At 68.6% G+C, this 20,149-nt stretch carries 18 protein-coding genes; 14 read left to right on the top strand and 4 right to left on the bottom strand.

Translation table 11 applies throughout. From position 1 onward, the window contains the following. Positions 1 to 262 precede the first annotated feature (262 nt). Positions 263 to 1,375 carry an ABC transporter substrate-binding protein gene (locus ACZ562_RS08220; RefSeq protein ID WP_471175175.1) on the bottom strand — a complete coding sequence of 371 codons (1,113 nt, stop codon included), beginning with the start codon at positions 1,373 to 1,375 and terminating at the stop codon, positions 263 to 265. Positions 1,376 to 1,669: 294 nt separating this feature from the next. On the opposite strand from ACZ562_RS08220, the gene glmS reads away from it, so the two are divergent. Next, positions 1,670 to 3,517, top strand: coding sequence for a glutamine--fructose-6-phosphate transaminase (isomerizing) (gene glmS / locus ACZ562_RS08215; RefSeq protein ID WP_471175172.1), 1,848 nt, complete (start codon positions 1,670 to 1,672; stop codon positions 3,515 to 3,517). Here the strand turns inward: glmS and ACZ562_RS08210 are convergent. Beyond that, on the bottom strand, positions 3,478 to 3,696 hold the full coding sequence (locus ACZ562_RS08210) for a DUF397 domain-containing protein (RefSeq protein ID WP_471175170.1): 219 nt from the start codon (positions 3,694 to 3,696) through the stop codon (positions 3,478 to 3,480). The genes glmS and ACZ562_RS08210 overlap by 40 nt on opposite strands. A gap of 8 nt (positions 3,697 to 3,704) precedes the next feature. Next, positions 3,705 to 4,508, bottom strand: coding sequence for a helix-turn-helix domain-containing protein (locus tag ACZ562_RS08205; RefSeq protein WP_471175168.1), 804 nt, complete (start codon positions 4,506 to 4,508; stop codon positions 3,705 to 3,707). Between the two features lie 256 nt (positions 4,509 to 4,764). Between ACZ562_RS08205 and ACZ562_RS08200 the strand changes: the two genes are divergently transcribed. From ACZ562_RS08200 to ACZ562_RS08185, 4 genes are all read left to right on the top strand, one after another. Further along, the gene (locus ACZ562_RS08200) at positions 4,765 to 5,184 is read left to right on the top strand and encodes an ATP-binding protein (RefSeq protein WP_471175166.1); all 420 of its coding nucleotides are present in this window, start codon (positions 4,765 to 4,767) and stop codon (positions 5,182 to 5,184) included. 79 nt (positions 5,185 to 5,263) lie between these two features. Next, positions 5,264 to 6,178, top strand: coding sequence for an RpnC/YadD family protein (locus ACZ562_RS08195; RefSeq protein ID WP_471175164.1), 915 nt, complete (start codon positions 5,264 to 5,266; stop codon positions 6,176 to 6,178). A gap of 9 nt (positions 6,179 to 6,187) precedes the next feature. After that, positions 6,188 to 6,559, top strand: coding sequence for a holo-ACP synthase (locus tag ACZ562_RS08190; RefSeq protein WP_471175162.1), 372 nt, complete (start codon positions 6,188 to 6,190; stop codon positions 6,557 to 6,559). Between the two features lie 96 nt (positions 6,560 to 6,655). Continuing rightward, complete coding sequence (locus tag ACZ562_RS08185) at positions 6,656 to 8,092, top strand: NAD(P)H-hydrate dehydratase (protein WP_471175160.1); 1,437 nt, start codon at positions 6,656 to 6,658, stop codon at positions 8,090 to 8,092. Positions 8,093 to 8,384: 292 nt separating this feature from the next. On the opposite strand, the gene ACZ562_RS08180 is transcribed toward ACZ562_RS08185, so the two are convergent. After that, the gene (locus tag ACZ562_RS08180; RefSeq protein WP_471175670.1) at positions 8,385 to 9,956 is read right to left on the bottom strand and encodes a PucR family transcriptional regulator; all 1,572 of its coding nucleotides are present in this window, start codon (positions 9,954 to 9,956) and stop codon (positions 8,385 to 8,387) included. Between the two features lie 119 nt (positions 9,957 to 10,075). On the opposite strand from ACZ562_RS08180, the gene ACZ562_RS08175 reads away from it, so the two are divergent. From ACZ562_RS08175 to tsaE, 9 genes are all read left to right on the top strand, one after another. Continuing rightward, positions 10,076 to 11,545: a purine-cytosine permease family protein gene (locus ACZ562_RS08175; protein WP_471175158.1), complete on the top strand. Its 1,470-nt coding sequence runs from the start codon at positions 10,076 to 10,078 to the stop codon at positions 11,543 to 11,545. A gap of 235 nt (positions 11,546 to 11,780) precedes the next feature. Next, positions 11,781 to 12,437, top strand: a complete 657-nt coding sequence (locus tag ACZ562_RS08170) for a DUF1989 domain-containing protein (RefSeq protein ID WP_471175156.1) — start codon at positions 11,781 to 11,783, stop codon at positions 12,435 to 12,437. A gap of 2 nt (positions 12,438 to 12,439) precedes the next feature. Then, on the top strand, positions 12,440 to 13,579 hold the full coding sequence (locus tag ACZ562_RS08165) for an oxidoreductase (RefSeq protein WP_471175154.1): 1,140 nt from the start codon (positions 12,440 to 12,442) through the stop codon (positions 13,577 to 13,579). A gap of 78 nt (positions 13,580 to 13,657) precedes the next feature. Next, positions 13,658 to 14,527: a polysaccharide deacetylase family protein gene (locus ACZ562_RS08160; protein WP_471175152.1), complete on the top strand. Its 870-nt coding sequence runs from the start codon at positions 13,658 to 13,660 to the stop codon at positions 14,525 to 14,527. Between the two features lie 99 nt (positions 14,528 to 14,626). Continuing rightward, the gene (locus tag ACZ562_RS08155) at positions 14,627 to 15,319 is read left to right on the top strand and encodes a flavin reductase family protein (RefSeq protein WP_471175150.1); all 693 of its coding nucleotides are present in this window, start codon (positions 14,627 to 14,629) and stop codon (positions 15,317 to 15,319) included. A 35-nt stretch (positions 15,320 to 15,354) separates the two neighbouring features. Beyond that, positions 15,355 to 16,731: an amidase family protein gene (locus tag ACZ562_RS08150; RefSeq protein WP_471175148.1), complete on the top strand. Its 1,377-nt coding sequence runs from the start codon at positions 15,355 to 15,357 to the stop codon at positions 16,729 to 16,731. 280 nt (positions 16,732 to 17,011) lie between these two features. Continuing rightward, entirely contained in the window at positions 17,012 to 18,184 is a 1,173-nt protein-coding gene (alr, locus tag ACZ562_RS08145) for an alanine racemase (protein ID WP_471175146.1), read from the top strand. Between the two features lie 94 nt (positions 18,185 to 18,278). Beyond that, entirely contained in the window at positions 18,279 to 19,517 is a 1,239-nt protein-coding gene (locus ACZ562_RS08140) for an alpha/beta fold hydrolase (protein WP_471175144.1), read from the top strand. After that, positions 19,483 to 20,004: a tRNA (adenosine(37)-N6)-threonylcarbamoyltransferase complex ATPase subunit type 1 TsaE gene (gene tsaE, locus ACZ562_RS08135; protein WP_471175142.1), complete on the top strand. Its 522-nt coding sequence runs from the start codon at positions 19,483 to 19,485 to the stop codon at positions 20,002 to 20,004. The genes ACZ562_RS08140 and tsaE overlap by 35 nt, the downstream gene beginning before the upstream one ends. Positions 20,005 to 20,149 lie beyond the last annotated feature (145 nt).

Here is a 20,149-nt window from a genome sequence, read left to right as displayed (position 1 = left end):
AGTGGATCACTGACGGTTGTGCAGCCTGCCGCGAAACGTTGGCGTCGCCGGCTCGCCCAACGATGCCCTGGACTGCGCCTGCGCCCTGCCCTATGACGGACCGGCCCTGCGGTCTGGGTCATTGGCGCTGAGATTGATCTTGATGCCCGTCCGGCTGCTGGCCTTCTCTGGGCTGCCCCGGGCCAGCGCCGGCACACGTAGACAGGTAGACAGCCTCAAGTTTGGACAGATCTGGGCAGTCGGACCTCCGTGCTCTCTCAGCTCAGCTGGCGTGAAGGATCCGAAAGCGATCGGGTTCCGCCGGATCTCGATCAACGACTTGGATCGGCGTCCCAGCCCATTGCCAAACGCTGATGCCCGGCGTGCGGGAGAACTGGATCTGCCCGCGGGTGCCTACGACCGCGACGCGCGGCCAGGATTCGGCGATGCGCGCCCGGTCCGCGCCGTGAGAACGCAGCACATCGGCGAGGACGGTGACCGTGTCGTAGCCCTCGAAGGCGACGAAGGAGGGCGCTTCGCCCAGCTGCTCAAGCAGGGCCTTCTCGACTCGTGCACCGAGTGGGCTGAGGCGCTCGGGCAGGTAGCGCAAGAACGGGACCCCGGCGCCATCGTCGCCCAGCGATGTCGCCCACTCGGCGAACTCCGGTTGCCCGGCCGGAGCACCGATCAGGATCTCGGCGAGGCGCTGGTCGCCGCGGACGGACTTGACGATCGGCACTGCCGGATCCGGGTGGCCGACCAGAAGAAGAAGGGCCGTCGCCCGATTGTCGGCGAGTTCGTCGCACACGTCCGCAGGGGTGAGCGCACTCATGTCGAGTTCGACGACGGTGCCGCCACGTGCAGCGAGGCGGTCCCGCAAAATAAGGGTACCGGTTGCCCAGTAGACACTCGGCTGGGCCGCTACGGCGATGCGACGGTGGCCCGCGCCGAGGAGGAAGTCCGCGTAAACCTGCCAGCCGCGGGACTGCGGCGGGGAGAGGCGCGCGACCCATTCCGTCGGCTGTTCGGTGAGCGCGTCGAGAACCGCTGAAGAGCAGAGGAACGGCAGGCCGAGGGCGTCGGCCCTGCCGGCAGCGGCGCGCGCGACGACGCTGTGATACTCCCCCGCCAAGGCGGCCGCCCCCAGGCCGGCCAATTCGTCCACGGCCGCCGCAGCCCTCTGTGGATCAGCCGCGGTGTCTCGGACCACCAGCTCAAGTGGTCTTCCGCCGATCCCGCCGACTTCATTGACTTCGCGAACGCCCAGCTCCAGTCCGGCGAGCAAGTGTTGGCCCGCCTCGACCCAGCCGGGCCGAGTCAGCGGAACGAGAGCGCCGATCCGGATGGACAATCCGTCAGTCCGCTCCGCCCCAGGCGGCGATGGTGGCGTATTCATCCGTTGGCGTCTCCCTTGTGACGAGTCGGTTGCAGTCCGCCCGGTGCGCAGAGCGGCAAGGCCCGGTAGTACGCGTTCATCTCATCTCGCCGTGGCGGGCGCACCTGGGTGATCATGCCGGACATTGCATCCACCACCATCGCCAATAGGCAACCGATTATTTCCAGGTGCCCCCTGACTGCACCTGCGGCCTCTACCTCGCCGGACCGAACCTGCGATCCTCACTCCGCATGCGCCCTGACCTCACGTCAACCCTCGAAGGACTTCCGGCGTCGACCACTTAGGCTGCGCCCCATGTGCGGAATCGTGGGATACGTGGGGTCGCAGTCGCCGCTCGATGTCGTGATGGCCGGGCTGAAGCGACTGGAGTACCGGGGGTACGACTCGGCAGGTGTCGCCGTGCCGACGGACGGCGGGCTGGCGGCCGCGAAGAAGGCCGGGAAGCTGCTCAACCTGGAGAAGGAGCTGGCCGGCCGGCCGCTGCCGACCGGCACGACGTGCATCGGGCACACGCGGTGGGCGACCCATGGAGCGCCCACCGACGCGAACGCTCACCCGCATCTCGACAACGCGGGACGCGTCGCCGTCGTGCACAACGGGATCATCGAGAACTTCGCCGCCCTGAGGACCGAGTTGGAGGAACGGGGCCACGACCTCGCCTCCGAGACCGACACCGAGGTCGTGGCGCATCTGCTCGCCGAGGAGTTCTCGTCGTGCGCCGATCTGGCGGAGGCGATGCGGCTGGTGTGCCGGCGTCTGGAGGGTGCGTTCACGCTGGTCGCGGTACATGCTGACGAGCCTGATGTGGTCGTGGGGGCGCGGCGGAACTCGCCGCTCGTGGTGGGCGTTGGAGAGGGCGAGGCCTTTCTCGCCTCGGACGTCGCCGCGTTCATCGCCCACACGCGGTCGGCGATCGAGCTGGGTCAGGACCAGGTGGTGGAGCTGCGCCGGGACGGGGTGACGGTGACCGGCTTCGACGGTCGCCCTGCCGATGTGCGCTCGTATCACATCGACTGGGACGCGTCGGCGGCGGAAAAGGGGGGTTATGACTACTTCATGCTCAAGGAGATCGCCGAGCAGCCCAAGGCTGTCGCCGATACTTTGCTCGGGCGCATCGACGCCTCCGGCTCGCTGACCCTGGACGAGGTGCGGATCCCTCCGGGAGTGCTGCGGGAGATCGACAAGGTCGTCATCATCGCGTGCGGTACGGCCTTCCACGCCGGGCTGATCGCCAAGTACGCCATCGAGCACTGGACCCGCATCCCGTGCGAGGTGGAGCTGGCGAGCGAGTTCCGCTACCGGGACCCGATCCTCGACCCGCGCACGCTGGCCATCGCGATCTCGCAGTCCGGCGAGACGATGGACACGCTGATGGCGCTGCGGCACGCCCGCGAGCAGGGCTCCAAGGTGCTGGCGATCTGCAACACCAACGGCTCGACCATTCCTCGCGAGTCGGACGCGGTGCTGTACACGCACGCCGGGCCGGAGGTCGCCGTCGCGTCGACCAAGGCGTTCCTGACCCAGCTCGTCGCCTGCTATCTGGTCGCGCTGTACCTGGGCCAGGTGCGAGGCACCAAGTGGGGCGACGAGATCGGTGCCGTGATCCGAGACCTCTCGCAGATCTCCGGCGAGGTCGACCGGGTCCTGGAGACCATGGAGCCGGTACGGGCCCTTGCGCGCTCGCTCGCCGCCAAGAAAACGGTGCTGTTCCTGGGTCGGCACGTGGGGTATCCGGTTGCGCTCGAAGGCGCGCTGAAGCTCAAGGAACTCGCCTATATGCACGCCGAGGGCTTCGCGGCGGGCGAGCTGAAGCACGGCCCGATCGCGTTGATCGAGGAGGATCTTCCGGTGGTTGTCGTCGTGCCGTCGCCGCGCGGGCGGTCTGTCCTCCACGACAAGATCGTGTCGAACATCCAGGAGATCCGCGCGAGGGGTGCGCGGACCATCGTGATCGCGGAGGAAGGGGACGAGGCGGTCGTGCCGTACGCGGACCACCTGATCCGCATTCCCGCGACACCGACGTTGCTGCAGCCGTTGGTGGCGACGGTTCCCTTGCAGGTGTTCGCATGTGAGCTGGCTACGGCTCGGGGGAACGAGGTGGATCAGCCACGGAACCTGGCGAAGTCGGTGACGGTGGAATAGGGGGACTTGAGGGCTTCGACGAAGGTGGTGAAGGCTCCGGTGGGGAAGGAGAGGGCGGCCCTGGCCGGGGCCTTCGAGTCGCGGATGGCTATGTGGGTGGGGTGATGAGCGATCTCCACGCAGTCGTTGCCGTCGCCCTCGCCGGAGTAGGACGACTTCCGCCAGTTGTCGGTGGTCATAGTGTGCCTCACAGCTCTTTTGCCAGCCTGTGGATGAAGCCACGTGAATTTTCTGGCTCGAGTGATACAGCCTCCACTTTACGGAAGCGCGTTCGATAGGCGTTGAGTTGTGCTTCGGAATCGATGAAGACCGAGCCGTGGGGCGCGTCACGCACGACCGTGTCCAGCTTGGGTAGGAGGCCACCCACGTAGGTCATGGTGCTTGAAGCTCTGGAGAAGCCGTCCAGGTCGAAGGGGATGACGCGCAAAGTGATGTGGTCCGCCTCGGAAAGCTCAACCAGTCGCACGAGTTGAGCCTGTGAGGCGGCGCGGTCGCTGACCCTGATGCGTAGCGCCGCCTCGTGGATCACCACCTCGTACGGGATGGTGATCTCCTGGCGTTCCATTCGGTGACGGACGCGCAGCTCAAGCTCGTCAGAGGTGAGTTCGGGAACCCTGGACGAAAAGACGGCGCGAGCGTAGTGCTCCGTCTGCAGCAGACCTGGTACGAACAGAATGGCTACATCGCGCCGGAACGAGGCGTGGTGGTCCAGCTCCGACAGGTCCATGAACGATGTGGGCAGCAGGCCTCGGTACTCCTCCCACCAGCCCTTTGTCCGGTCGGTCGCCATCGTGACCAGCGCGTCGATGAACTCGTCGTCCGTGCAGGCGTAGTGGGACGCAAGGCGGCGAAGTCGCTTTTCGCTCACGCCCGCGAGTCCCGACTCGATGTGAGTGATCTGGGCGGGGCTCACTCCGAGCAGTGCGGCCGCCTGGCGGGCGCTGAGGCCTGCCGCCTCGCGGAGTCTGCGCAGTTCAGTCGCCAGGCGCATCTGGCGGGCCGTCGGTTCGCGCCTCAAAGCTCTCGACCACTCCTAGGTTCAACGCGCCGATTCGCGCGCCTCGTTCGGCGTCAGTTTACGCGATCGGCTTGCTGCATCTCTAGATTTAGATCTACTGTCAGTGACGCGCCGCACACACTGTGAGATGCCGGGGATCCGGAAGCGCAACGCTCCGTCCTGCCATGACGGGTGCGGCACTGCCCTGCCCTTCATCCACAACCCTCCTCTCCACGAACGGAGTTCACGCATGCCTGTAAACGAGCCGAGCGAGCCCTGGGAGTACTCCCTCTACATCCCGAACGACCTTCGCGCCGTGACCGTCAGCCGCCGCACCCTGCGCCTCATCCTGACCATGCACGGATTGATCAGCCTCGTCGATGTTGCCGAGCTACTGGCGACGGAGCTCGTCTCCAACGCCGTACGGCACACGAAAGGGCCCGCTGCCCTGCGGGTGCGGTGGTCTGCCGGCGTGCTGCGGATCGGGGCGTGGGACGCCGACCCGGCGCCGCCCGAGCCGCCGGTGCCACTGGAGCGGGTCGCCGAGATGGAGGAGGGGCGAGGGCTGGCGCTGGTCCGGGCGTGCGCCGACCTGTGGGGCTGGCAGCCGCTGGCCAGGGAGGGCAACCGGGGCAAGTACGTGTGGTGCGAACTGACCGCAGTGGCCTGATCGTTTTTTCGCCACTCGCAAGAGTGAACGCCTCCGATCGCCCGGACAGTCGTCCCTCCGCTTCACCAAGGTTGCGCACATGGTCACCTCCACCCACGAGGCCTCGCACCGGATCTTTCAGGATCATCCGGAGGTCCTCGCCCCTGTCTTCGAGGCGCTGGGAATGGCGCCGCCCGTGAAGGCGGACATCGAACCGATCACCCCCGATGCCACCGAGATCAAACCGTTGGAGCGCCGTGTGGATACGGTGCTGAAGGCCGCGACGTCCGAGGGGAACGACTTCCTGCTCGCCATCGAGGCGCAGACCAGGCGAGCTCCCGACAAAGGGGCCAACTGGGCCTATTATGTGGCCTATCTGCAGGCGAAGTTCGACCTGCCGGTCCTGCTCGTCGCGGTCTGCCGCAATCGTTCCACCGCGGCGTGGGCGGCCGGGCCCTTCGAGTGTCGGGTCGGCCCCTGGGCGACCCAGGTCACGCGTCCCTTCGTGCTGGGGCCGGACACCGTCCCCCGGATCACGGACGAGTCGGAGGTGGCGCGCCAGCCGGCGCTGGCGACGCTCTCCGCCATGGTTCACAGCGAGAGTGAGGGCATCGCGGCCATACTGGAGCTGCTGGCCCGCGGAATGCGGTCGTTCGACAAACCCACCGTCATGTACTGGTCTGAGCTGTTGGAAGTCGGCCTGGAGAACACTCCGGCCCGCGAGACGTGGAGAGAGCTGGAGAAGATGGTCATCAGTTACTTCCCTGGCAGGGGCACGGTTTTCGAGGAGGCGTACATGGACGGCCAGGCCGAGGGCAGGGCCGAGGGCCAGGCCGAGGGCAGGGCCAAGGGTGTCCTGCGCGTTCTGGAGGTGCGCGGGCTCCCCCTCTCCGACGACGTCCGTGAGCGCATCACCCTGTGCGCCGACCTCGACCGCCTCGACGACTGGCTCGACCGGGCCGGTACGGTCTCGCGAGCCGACGAGCTGTTCGTCGAGGGCCCCGAGGTTTCGTAAAGTGCGCGGATGAGCATCATCGGGGTCGGAATCGACGTGGCCGAGATCGACCGGTTCGAGGCATCGCTGAAGCGGACGCCCGGGCTGGCCGAACGGGTCTTTCTGCAAAGCGAGTTGCTGCTGCCGACCGGGGAGCGCCGGGGCGTCGCCTCACTCGCCGCCCGCTTCGCCGCGAAGGAGGCACTCGCCAAGGCGCTGGGCGCCCCGGCGGGCCTGCACTGGACGGATGCGGAGGTCTTCGTCGAGGACAGCGGACAGCCGCGCCTGCGGGTGAAGGGAACGGTGGCGGCGCGGGCGGCCGAGCTCGGGGTGCGGTCCTGGCATGTGTCACTGAGCCATGACGCGGGCGTGGCGTCGGCGGTGGTGATCGCGGAGGGGTGAGGCTGGCTGCCGCGGGGCGCGGTGGCGGACCAACGGTCGCCTTCCAGGAGGCGTCCATCGCCTTGCCGGGGTGTCAGGTGGGGCAGACTCGTGCGCATGCGTACTGCGTACTGCGTGGAGACGGTCAGGGCGGCTGAGCGGGAGTTGATGGCGCGGCTTCCGGACGGGGCGTTGATGCAGCGTGCGGCGGCCGGGCTCGCCGCCGCCTGTGCCGGGTTGCTGGGGCGGGTGTACGGCAGCCGTGTCGTTCTTCTGACCGGCAGCGGTGACAACGGAGGTGATGCCCTGTATGCCGGTGCCCGTCTGGCCCGGCGAGGGGCCGGTGTCACCGCGGTGCTGCTCGCCCCGCAACGCACGCACCCCGGCGGTCTTGCCGCCCTGCGCCGGGCGGGCGGTACGGTCGCGCGGCCTGGTACCGCCGAGGATCTGATCGAGCGGGCCGACCTCGTCGTCGACGGGATCGTCGGGATCGGCGGCAAGGGCGGGCTGCGGCCGGACGCGGCGCCGCTGGCCGCGTTCGCCTGGCGGGCCCGGGCCGCGGTCGTCTCCGTGGACCTGCCGAGCGGCGTCGACGCCGACACCGGAGAGGTCCACGGGGCCGCGGTACGGGCCGATGTCACGGTCACCTTCGGGACGCACAAGCCGGGCCTGCTGATCGATCCGGCGCGCGCGTACGCCGGCTCGGTGCGGCTCGTCGACATCGGGCTCCGGCCCCAACTGCCCGCCGAGCCCGAGCTGGAGGCCCTGCAGCACGCTGACGTGGCCGCGCTGCTGCCCGTACCCGGTCCCGAGAGCGACAAGTACCGGCGGGGGGTCGTCGGCATCGCCGCCGGGTCGGCGCGTTACCCGGGGGCGGCCGTGCTCGCCGTGTCGGGGGCGTTGCGGGGCGGGGCCGGCGCCGTGCGGTACGTCGGGCCCGCTCAGGACGCGGTGATCTCCCGTTTTCCCGAGACGCTCGTGTCGGACAAAGGGCCGCGGAAGGCGGGGCGTGTTCAGGCGTGGGTCGTCGGGCCCGGGGCGGGGGACGACGCGGCGACCGTGGCGGAGGTGCTGGCGGCGGACGTACCCGTGCTGATCGACGCGGACGGGCTGCGGCTGGCCGACCGGGACGCCGTACGGGCTCGTACGGCGCCGACGCTGATGACCCCGCACGCGGGCGAGGCGGCCGCGTTGCTCGGGGTGGCGCGCGAGGAGGTCGAGGGGGCCCGGCTGGCCGCGGTGCGGGAGCTGGCGGGGCGGTATGGGGCGACGGTGCTGTTGAAGGGGTCGACGACCCTGGTGGCCGACTCCGGGGGAGGGCCTGTGCGGGTGAACGCGACCGGGACGTCCTGGCTGGCCACGGCAGGCAGCGGGGATGTGCTGTCGGGGCTGGCGGGGTCGTTGCTGGCCGCGGGCCTCTCGGCGGTGGACGCGGGGAGCGCGGCGGCGTATCTGCACGGGCTTGCCGGGAGGTTCGCCGCGGACGGGGCACCGGTCGGGGCGCATGACGTGGCGGCGGCGATTCCGGGGGCCTGGCGGGATGTACGGGGCTGAGGGGCGCACGGGGAGCTTCGCCCTCGCCCTCGTCCGCGCCTTCGCCTTCGCCCTCGTCCGCGAACGCCGGACGGGCTAATTGTGCCGGGGCATGCCGCGCGCCACCCCCCGCCCGTGCGGCACTCACGTTTCTCTGATCGCATGATCAGCAGACATATCGCATGCCGAGGTGTCGCCGTGCTGCTCGCCGCGGTGACAGCCCTCCCCGCGGCAACCGCATCGGCGGAACCCGTGCGCCCGGCCGGCGGTCCCGCGGAGGGAGCGGCCGGGGATCCCAGGGGGGCGTCAGCACTTACGTCCGTGCCAGGTGGTCCGCCTCCAGAGCGAGGAACAGGTCGACCCTCCCCTCCAAGCGCAATGCGTCGCGACCAGCCAGCTCGCTGATCCGAAGCAGTCGTTTGCGTAGCGTGTTCACGTGGATGTACAAGGCTTCTGCGGTGGCGGCGAACTGCGCCTCGTTGTCCAGGAACGCGCGCAGGGTTGCCTCCAGCTGCGTACCGCGCGTCGTGTCGTGCTCTCGCAGCGGGGTGAGGAGGGCGTCGGCGAAGCTGCGCAGATCCTGTGAGGCGAGGCGCCCCAGCAGGGCAGTATGGGAGGGAAGCTCGGAGAATCGGGCCACGGCCGGGCCGCCTGAAGGGCGTCGGGACAGGATCTGGCATGCCTCCCTCGCCTCCATCAAGGGGGTCCGGAGCTTCGAGCAGTCCGTGACCGGACCACCGAGCCCCAGGACGGTCCTGTTCTTGGGGAACTGCCGGTCAAGGGTGGCAACCAAGTGTCCCGCCCAGTCAGGAAGCCCGCTCTCGACCCGTCTCCAGGCGAACACGGCGACAATGTCCCGGCTCCCAGGAGCGAGTACAGCGGGAATGCCCTCGGTCGCGAACGTCCTCATGGCTGCCTCAGCCAATGCTGGTGAGGCTGTGGTGCCGTCCTCGGCAAACGCGAATGCACAGACGGCCAGCGGTCCCTCGGCACCCACTCCGAACGCTTCCAGGCGGCTTGACAACTCACCGGACGCTCCGACCCCCGAGAGGATCATGTCGACCAGTTCGCCCGCGAACCGCATTTCGATGGCCTGCACGGCCTGATGTCTTGCGACTTCCAGACTGAGGAAGTGTGCGCCCTGTTCCAAGGCACCCTGCTCCGCCTCGCTGAGCGTCGCGGCCGGACGCATGCACAGCAGAGCGGCGTCGGCCTCGCCGAAGACTCCGACGGGAAACAGCACAGCGGGCCCGTCAGAGGACAGTGTCACTTCCAGCGGAGGTGGATGCCGGGCCATGGCCTGGGCAACGAGTGCCAGGTCGTTCTCATGCAGTCGCGCTTCGGTCGCCGCCAGCAGTCGGCCCGTCCGGTCCACGACGGCAAGCGGCAGATCCAGGTCCCGGCGCAGGACGCGGAGTACCCCTCCGGCTCCTGCGCCGCTGGAGATCGCATCAGCCAGTGCGTTGCCCCGACGCACGGAGGCAACGAGTGTGTTTTGCCGCTCTTCGGCGTAGGCGCTGGCAGCGGCCCGGGACAACGCGGTGAACGGGACGGCCACGGACAGTTCGAGGAGTGGCAGCTGAGCGTTGCGGCATGCCTCGACGAGGTCGGGGGGAGTGGAGCGAACGCTTTCGCGCAGCCCGAAGACGATTCCTGCGCCTTCGGCCGAGCGGATGCTCGCGACGAAGGACTCCGCGGAAAGCGGCGAGTCATGCCAGAGCCCGTTGGTCATCACCAGTTCCTGGCGGCCCACGTACGGCGAGGGATCCGGCAGCTCGGTGTTGTGTACCCACGCGATTTCGGTATCGAGAGCACTGGCTGCCCCGGGAACGAGTACTCGGAGTTGGAGGGCACTGTCCTCGAGCAGGGTGCGCAACGTCAGCATGGTGTTCACTTAACCACCATTTGCGGGAAAACTGAACGTCTTCTCCACTGACGCCGAGCGGCGCTGGCTGCTTTTGTCGTCTTCATCACCGGCCCATGCGTTCTGGTCCTGGAGGCGCCATGCCCGCTAAACAATCAACCGACCTCACCTTTGCAACGGTCGACTCGTCGTTCGACGCCCATGGGGTGGCGCCGATCCCTGCGGAAGCCCGGGACTGCAGCGTGTGGGAGCAGTTCTGGATCTGGACCGGTGCGAACATTGCACCGATCAACTGGGTCCTGGGAGCGCTCGGGGTCACCCTGGGTCTGAGTCTGGTCGAGACCCTCGTCGTCGTCGTGGTCGGCAATCTCATCGGCTGTGCCGTGTTCGGGTTGTTCAACCTCATGGGGCACCGCACCGGGGTAAACCAGATGGTCCTCGGGCGCGCGGCCTTCGGCCGCCGGGGAGCCGTTGTACCCGGTGTCATGCAGGGCCTGCTTGCCATGGGGTGGGTGGGGGTCAATACCTGGGTGATCCTCGATCTGGCGATCGCCATGCTGGGCAAGCTCGGCATCCACGGGGGTGAGGGTCTCAAGTACCTCGTCGCCGGTGTCGTGATGGCTTTGCAGCTCGCTCTCGCGACGTACGGGTTCTACGCGATCCGCACCTTCGAGAAGTACACGGTGCCGCTCACCGTGCTGGTGATGGCCGTGATGACTGTCATCGCACTCACCCAGGTCGAACTGGACTGGACCGGCAGCACCGCCACGTCGGGCGGCAGCAAGTTCACCGCCGTCACACAACTGCTCACCGCCATCGGTGTGGGCTGGGGGGTGAGCTGGCTCCCGTACTCGGGGGACTACAGCCGCTTCGTCAAGAAGGACACGTCTGGGCGCAAGGTCTTCTGGGCCACCGCACTGGGCATGTATGTTCCGACGGTCTGGCTCGCCGCACTCGGCGCCGCCCTGGCCAGCTCCGGCAACAGTGGCGATCCCTCCCAGCTCGTCATCGGAGCGTTCGGTGTCATGGCCCTGCCCGTGCTGCTGCTGATCATGCACGGGCCCATCGCCACCAATGTCCTCAATCTGTACTCCTGCTCCCTCGCCGCTCTCACCATCGGCGTGCGCGTGGCCCGCTGGAAGTTCACGCTTCTGGCCGGGGCGGTTGCATCGGTCGTTCTGGTGCTCTTCATGCAGTCCGACAGCTTCGCCCACGCCTTCGACAAGTGGATGTCCTCGATCCTGGTCTGGATCAGTCCCTGGGCCGGCGTCATGCTCGTCGACTTCTTCATCCTGCGGCGGGGACGGCTGAATGTGCCGGCCCTGTACCAGGAAGATGTGAACTCTCCCTACGGCTTGGTGAATCGCAGGGCGTTGCTGAGCCTCGGGCTCGGAATCGTGGCCGGCTGGAGCTGGCAGTACGGGCTCATCCCGATCATGCAGGGCCCGCTGGCACGGGCCCTGGGCAACACAGACTTCTCATGGCTGTCCGGCAGCCTGGTGGCCGGCGGCCTCTACTTCGTACTCGCCCGTGGCCGGGCGCGCTCATCGTCGGCCCTCCCACACATCCAGACGGAGGAGTCCGCGACGTCAGACGCGCGTACCCACTGACCGCTCGGGCGTGACCGCAGTGTGCGGCGCGGTCACGCCCGAGCAATCCACACCTGGGGGCTATGCAGGGGTGTCCCCCGGGCGGGGATAGAACGGGCGTACGGCCATGCCGTGCGCCCGTTGTGTACTTCACGCCATCAAACAGCCTGCCGGTGTATGAGTACACAACCAATGAGTGAATTTGGTGGATGAATAGACCTGCCACTCGGCTGGCTGCGCTTGATTTCGTAGGCGCATGACAGCAGCGACGTCCGTACTGGAACGCATCGAGATCCCCGCGTCCGAGGGACGAGCGGTCCTCGTACACGCAGGTCAACAAGTGAGAATCATCGACGTGGCGGGGCGGCAGGTCGGCGACGTGTTCGCCTTCGCGCGTGACAACACGGCGGAGTACCACAGCGCTTCGCATACCAGGGCCTACGTGAACCGCCTCTTCCCGGCGGTCGGCGAGTCGTTCCTCACGAATCTGCGCCGGCCGATTCTCACGCTCGTCGAGGACTCCTCGCCCGGCCGCCACGACATGCTCATTGCCGCCTGCGACCCCGCCCGCTACGCAGCCCTGGGAGCCCCCAGCGGCCATGCCTCGTGTGCGGACAACCTCGAGGAGGCCCTGGCATCCGTGGGCTGTCGCACTGATGTCATTCCCCAGCCCATCAACGTCTTCATGGACATCCCAGTCGATGAGCAGGGGGCACTGACCTGGGAAACGTCGTCGTCGCGAGCCGGCGACCACATCACCTTCGAGGCGGCCATGGACTGCGTTATCGCGGTGTCCGCCTGTCCCCAGGACCTTGTGGGCATCAACAGCGGCACCCCATCACCCCTCACCCTGCTGGTGCTCGATGCACCAGATGTGATTCCCTCCCCGGCACTTCGAGCAGAGCGGAACTGATAATGACCGACACCACGACACGCGCAGTGCACCCGGCCCTGGAATCCGCGCTGGTCAAGGGAACCCGGCTGGCCAACCGGCTCGCCGTCGCTCCCATGACCCGGGTCTCGGCGACGGAGGACGGCACGCCGACTGAGCAGATGGCCGAGTACTACGGCGCATTCGCCGACGGCGGCTTCGGCCTGGTGATCAGCGAGGGAACGTACACCGACACGGACTTCAGCCAGGGGTACTTCAACCAGCCCGGCATTGTCTCCCACGCGCACATCGAGGGCTGGGCCAAGGTCACCGCCGCTGTTCACGCGGGCGGTGCCCGCGCAGTCCAGCAGCTGATGCACGCGGGCGCATTGTCCCAGGGCAACCGCTACCGCTCCGAAACCGCCGGACCGTCGGCTGTGCAGCCCAAGGGCACCAGGATGCCGGAGTACGGAGGCGGCTCCGGCCCGTGGCAGACTCCGCGCGCAATGGAGCAGACGGACATCGACGTCGCCGTCCGCGGATTTGTGTCCGCCGCGGTCAACGCACGCCAGGCCGGATTCGACGGCGTTGAGGTGCACGCCGCCAACGGATACCTGCTGGACCAGTTCCTCACGCAATACACCAACCTGCGCACGGACGAGTACGGCGGCTCCGTCGAAAACCGCATCCGGCTGACGGCACAGGTGACCAAGCACATCCGTGCGGCGGTGGGCGACGACTTCTGGGTCGGCGTGCGGCTCTCCCAGGGCAAAGTCAACGACTTCGTGTACCGCTGGCCAGGCGGCGCGGCCGACGGCCAGGTCATCTTCAGCGCCTTGGCCGAGGCCGGCGCCGACTATCTGCACATCGCGAGTGAGGGACGCGACTGGATCGAGACGGCCAGGCTCGACGGCGACGAGACGATCACCGCGCTGGCCAGAAAGGTCACCGGACTGCCGGTGATCGCCAACGGCGGCATGCACGACAGCGAGCAGGCTGCGCGGCTGCTGACCGAAGGCCACGCCGATGTTCTCTCCCTCGGCCGAGGTGCGCTCGCAAACCCGGATCTCCCGCGCCGGCTGGCGGACGGCCAGACGCTGGAGCGGTTCGATCATGCGATGCTCGAGCCGAGTGCCTCGCTGGACAACGCGGGTCAGCGGCTGAAGGGCGCCGCGGCTTCGTAGCCGACGGCAACACAAGCGAACCGTGTGGCGGGCCGGTGCCGCTTCTTCACCGGCCCGTCGGCGACAAGGAGCAAGCCGATGAACAACAGCTGGCACGGCGGGGCTGCCGCCGTGGTGACCCTGACCTTCGACGTGGACGCCGAGACGCCCGTCCTCGCCCACGGGCGCCGGTACGCCGACCACGCCTCTACGATGTCGCACCAGGCATATGGCCCGGACGTCGGCGTACCACGAATCCTCGATCTTCTGGACGGCACGGGTGTACCGGCGACGTTCTTCATCCCGGGATGGGTGGCCGAGCAGCGCCCTGGCCTGGCTGCGAGCATCGTAGACCGCGGTCACGAGGTGGCTCATCACTCCTACAGTCATCGCCCACCCACGTCCATGACGCCTGAGCAGGAACGCGATGACTTCGAGCGGGCGCTGGCGGTCTTCGCAGCCCAGAACGTGCCGATCCTCGGGCACCGCGCCGCGAACTGGTCGGCAAGCAGGTTCACTTGCGACCTGGTCGCCGAGTACGGTCTGCTGTACGACTCCTCGCTCATGGCGGATGACCGCCCCTACCACCTTGAGACGTCCAACGGCCGGATCGCGGAGCTGCCCGTGCACTGGTCGCTGGACGACTGGGAGCAGTACGCGTTCCTTCCTGAACCGCACGTGGGGTCGGTCATCGAGTCGCCGCGCAAGGTGCTGGAGATGTGGACCGACGAACTCGACGCCATGCGGCACTACAGGTGTCTGTTCAATCTCACCAACCACCCCTTCCTCAGCGGCCGTCCCTCACGCGCAGTAGCCCTGCGCAAGCTGATCGAGCACGCCCAGGACCGAGGCGACGTCCGTTTCGCCCGCTGCGAGGACGTAGCCCGGGCCGTGCAGGGCGACCCGCAGCTTCCCGTGCGTCGGCTCGCCCCCCTCACCGCACTTGGTGACACCTACCCCACAGAGTGAACTGATCCGCCGACCGGCCGGACCCCTCAGGTGGCACGATCCCGGCTCCGGGCCGGTCGAAGGACGGGTGGCGACACACGCACCTGGAAAGAGGGCGACGTGACTGCACGTACGGCACCGCCGGGCTTGCCGCCCACAGGAGGTGACGCGGGGACGACCGCTCTCGCTCGACCGGTCGTACAAGTCGACCCTGCGCATGTTCCCGACAAGCGGATCTTCGGGTTGCTGACAGCGACGGTTGTCCCCCGGCCCATTGCCTGGACCTCGACGGTCAGCGAAGACGGGGAGTTCAACCTGGCTCCCTTCAGCTTCTACACCGTTGTGTCGACCGCACCGCCCATGCTGTCCCTGACCATCGAGGAAGCTGGCAACGGAAGTCAGAAAGACACCCTGCGCAACATCGAGGCGACCGGCCAGTTCGTCGTGAACTCGGTGACTGCCGACCTCGCCGAACAGATGTACCTCAGCAGCCTCGAATACCCCCCGGACGTAGACGAGTTCCTCATCTGCGGAGTAACCCCCACTCCCTCGCACCGCGTCGGAGCACCGCGCGTGGCCGAGTCCGGGATCAGTATGGAATGTGTCCTGCATACCCTGCTCAGGCCCGGGAACGACACGCTCGCCATCGGCGAGATCGTCGCGTTCCATATCGCCGAAGACCTGTTCTCCGACAACGGACACCTCGACCTCGACGACTTGGCACCAATCGGGCGCGTCGACTCACGCTTCATTCGCGTGACCCAGCCGTTCAGGCTCCCTGCAGACCCTGACACAGACAGGACCAACCAGTGAGGCGAGCCCCGAAGCGGAAGTCCAAGGAAGAGATTGTGGAAGCCACACCCGCCGCCCGCGGGGCGACTGTCCCCCCGCACACCGACGGGGTGTCGATCGCCGCCGGTCTGGCCGCAGGAGACCTCGACGCCCGCGACATCGCCAGCCAGGCGGTCGAACGTGCGCTGGCTCCCGAGGCCGAAGGCGTCTTCATCAGCCTGACGCGGGAACGCTCGGTCCACGAAGGACAGGCCAGCCACGAAAGACACAGCGAAGGGCGTACGTGGGGCCCCCTGGACGGCGTACCGGTAGCCTTCAAGGACATGTTCGACGTCGCCGGCACTGTCACCACGGCGGGTTCGCGCACGCGTACCGAACATCCGGCCGTCGCAAACGACGCCGCTGTGGTCAGGAAGCTCACGGACGCCGGCATGGTCTGTGTGGGCAAGACCAACCTCAGCGAATTCGCCTTCTCCGGACTCGGAGTCAATCCGCACTTCGGCACCCCGGCCAACATCGGCCCCGGCCACCAGCGGCTCGTTCCGGGAGGATCATCGTCCGGGTCGGCGATGGCGGTCGCCCTGGGCATCGTGCCGATAGCAATCGGCACCGATACCTCGGGCTCGGTCCGCGTCCCCGCAGCGTTCTGCGGCGTAGTCGGGTACAAGGCAAGCGAACGCCGCTACAACCCACATGGTCTGCTCACGCTGTCGCAGACCCTGGACACCGTCGGCATCCTCGCCACGTCGATGCGCGATGTCATGGCAACCGACTTCGTGCTCGCCGGTGAGCCTCTGCACAAGGGCAGCGCTCCGCTGCGACTGGTAGTCCCCGCCGGTGAGCTGCTCACCGACTGCACTCCGCAGGTCCGCGACCACTTCGACGCCTGCCTGTCCGCCCTGTCAGATCACGGTGCCCGCATCGAGGAGCAGGAAATCCCCGTCCTTTCGTGGGCGCAGGACCTCATGGACCACCACGCCACCGTCGTGGAAGTGGAGGCATACGCGCGATATGGGCATGTGCTGCGCTCGCCCTACCGTGAGCAGGTGGACAGGGGGGTCCTGCGCAGGCTCGAGCAGTTCACGTCGGGCGGCCGCAGCGCCGAACCGCTGTATCGCGCCATGAACGGGCTGCGCCGGGAACTGCACCGTCAACTCGACGGCAGGATGCTGCTCTGCCCCACGGTTCGGCACACGGCTCCCGCGCTCGAGCCCCTCCTGGCCGACGACCGCTTCTACGACGCGACGAACCGCCGCACGCTGCGGACCACGATGCTGCTGAGCTACCTCGGAATGCCCGGAGTGACCCTCCCGGTCGGAACCGTCGAGACCGGCAACATCGGACTGCTTGTATCGGCACCACAAGGACACGACGCGCGCCTTCTGCCCTGGTCCGCAGCTGTTGAGCGGATGGTGGGCGTGACCGTTAGCTAGTGCCACGGCAGGCAACGTTCGCCCCGTCGCGATGCCCGGCCCGTTCCCCCACTGCCTCAAAGGCGCGGGGGCCCCACGCCGCACCGGGCACAAGCCCAAGTACATCCAGTACGAGAGCGCACCCGGCACGCCGAGCACGCATCGGACGCCACTCCTTGACCGGCAAACGTTGCCTGCCGCGGCCACCAGGCGGCCGAAGGCGGGGAACCACACCGACCAAACCCCGGAAACCAGGCGGCCTCACGGCCCTGTCCGGCTCCTCTGAGACACTGGGGGCGCCATGAGTGAGACAGCAGCCGCGCCGACCGCGCCCCCGCGCGCCCGCGCCGAGATCGATCTGGGCGCCTTGCGCGCCAATGTGCGGACCCTGCGTGCCCTCGCGCCGGGCGCGGCCCTGATGGCCGTTGTCAAGTCCGACGCGTACGGCCACGGGGCGGTGCCGTGTGCCCGAGCGGCCGTCGAGGCGGGGGCGGCGTGGATCGGCACGGCCACGCCCGAGGAGGCCCTCGCGCTGCGCGCCGGAGCCGGGCTGCCGGAGCACACCAGGATCATGTGCTGGCTGTGGACGCCGGGCGGGCCCTGGCGGGAGGCCATCGAGGCCGACCTCGACGTGTCGGTGAGCGGGATGTGGGCCCTGCGGGAGGTCACGGAAGCCGCCCGGCAGGCCGGCGCGCCCGCGCGCGTGCAGCTCAAGGCCGACACCGGGCTCGGGCGCAACGGCTGCCAGCCCGGCCGCGACTGGGCCGAGTTGGTGGGTCACGCTCTGACGGCCGAGGCCGAGGGGCTGGTCCGGATCACCGGGCTGTGGTCGCACCTCGCCTGTGCCGACGAACCCGGGCACCCTTCCGTCGCCGCCCAGCTCACCCTCTTCCGGGAGATGGTGTCGTACGCCGAACAGCAGGGCGTCCGCCCCGAGGTGCGCCACATCGCCAACTCCCCGGCCACGCTCACCCTCCCGGAGACCCACTTCGACCTCGTCCGCACCGGGATCGCCCTCTACGGCATCTCGCCCAGCCCCGCGATCGGCACCCCGGCCGACTTCGGGCTGCGCCCGGTGATGACGCTCTCGGCTTCGGTCGCGCTCGTGAAGCACGTTCCAGGGGGTCACGGCGTCAGTTACGGGCATCATTACGTCACACCGGGCGAGACCACCCTCGGCCTGGTCCCCGTCGGCTACGCGGACGGCATTCCACGGCACGCCTCCGGGACGGGCCCGGTGCTGGTCGGCGGCAAGTGGCGCACGGTCGCGGGCCGGGTCGCGATGGACCAGTTCGTCGTCGACCTCGGCGGGGACGAGCCCGAACCCGGCGCGGAGGCGGTCCTGTTCGGTCCCGGCGACCGCGGCGAGCCCACGGCCGAGGACTGGGCCCAGGCGGCGGGGACGATCGCGTACGAAATCGTCACGCGGATCGGAGCGCGCGTTCCTCGCGTCTATGTGAATGCGTCTGCGTGAACGAGGCACAAGTTCACGTGAATGTGTTCGAGTGAACGCGTTCCCGTGAACGACCAACAAGTCCGGTGACCCGCACGGTGAAGAGGAGCGGTACGTGAGCGAGAGCAGCGCGGAGGCAGTCGCGGCCGTCGCCTCCGCCACGGCGGCGGCCGGGAACTGGCGCCGGGCGACCGGCATCGCCGGCGTCGCGATAGGCGTGGTGGCCGCTGGCGCGGCCGCCGGTGTGGCGATCGAGCGGCTCACGCTCGGACGAGGCATGCGCATGAAGGCGCGGCTCGCCCTCGACTCGGCGGGACCGTACGGGTCGCTGCGCGGCACCCCCGGCAAGGCGTACGCCGACGACGGCACCGAGCTGTACTACGAGGTCGACGATGTGGACCCGGAAGCCGTGCCCGCGCTCGCCCCGCGCCGCCGGCGGCTGTTCGGCCGCAAGGCCCCCGCCCCGGTCACCGTCGTCTTCAGCCACGGCTACTGCCTCAGCCAGGACTCCTGGCACTTCCAGCGCGCCGCGCTGCGCGGAGTCGTGCGGACCGTGCACTGGGACCAGCGCAGCCACGGCCGGTCCGGGCGCGGAGCGGCGCAGACCCAGGACGACGTGCCGGTCAGCATCGACCAGCTCGGCCGCGATCTGAAGGCCGTCATAGACGCAGCCGCGCCCGAGGGGCCCATAGTGCTCGTCGGGCACTCGATGGGCGGAATGACGGTGATGGCGCTGGCCGACCAGTATCCGGAACTGATCCGCGACCGGGTCGTGGCCACCGCCTTCGTCGGTACGTCGTCCGGAAGGCTCGGCGAGGTCAACTTCGGTCTGCCCGTCGCCGGCGTCAACGCTGTGCGGCGGGTGCTGCCCGGAGTGCTGAAGGCGCTGGGGCAGCAGGCCGCCCTGGTGGAACGGGGGCGCAGGGCCACCGCCGACCTGTTCGCCGGGATCATCAAGCGGTACTCGTTCGCGTCCCGGGACGTCGACCCGGCCGTCGCCCGGTTCGCCGAGCGGATGATCGAGAGCACGCCGATCGACGTGGTCGCGGAGTTCTACCCGGCGTTCACGGACCACGACAAGGCCGAGGCGCTGGCCTGCTTCACCATGCCGGTACTGGTCCTGGCCGGAGTCAGTGATCTCGTCACGCCCAGTGAGCACAGCGAGGCCCTCGCCGACCTGCTGCCGGACGCGGAGCTCGTGCTCGTTCCGGACGCCGGGCACCTCGTCATGCTGGAACACCCGGAAGTGGTCACCGACCGCCTCGCCGACCTGCTCACCCGCGCCGGTGCCGTCCCCGCAGGGGCTACCGTAAGTGGCTATGGAAGCACCAGCAGCGCCGCACGACCCGGCTGAACCCCTCTCCGCGGACCTCACCATCACCTCCCCCGACCAGATGCGGGAGTTGGGCCGCAGGCTGGCCAAGCTGCTGCGCGCGGGTGACCTCGTGATGCTCAGCGGGGAGCTCGGCGCGGGCAAGACGACGCTGACCCGGGGGCTCGGCGAGGGCCTCGGCGTCCGTGGCGCGGTCACCTCCCCGACCTTCGTGATCGCCCGCGTGCACCCGGGCCTCGGCGACGGCCCGCCACTGGTCCACGTGGACGCGTACCGTCTGGGCGGCGGCCTCGACGAGATGGAGGACCTCGACCTCGACGTGTCCCTGCCCGAGTCGGTGATCGTCGTGGAGTGGGGCGAGGGCAAGGTCGAGGAGCTGACCGACGACCGTCTGCAGGTCGTCATCCACCGGGCGGTCGGGGACACGACGGACGAGGTGCGCCACGTGACGCTGACCGGACTGGGGGAGCGCTGGGCGGCGGTCGACCTGAGCGTGCTTTCCGCGTGAGCTGCGGGCTGGTCTGAGCGTGCTTTCCGCGTGAAGCGGCGGGCTGGTGGGTCTGAGCGTGCTTTCCGCGTGAAGCGGCGGGCTGGTGGGTCTGAGCGTGCTTTCCGCGTGAAGCGGCGGGCTGGTGGGTCTGAGCGTGCTTTCC

This window comes from Streptomyces sp. NPDC040410, assembly GCF_055595715.1.
The sequence above is the reverse complement of the archived record's forward strand: the minus strand, read 5'-3'. Positions and strand labels throughout refer to the sequence as shown.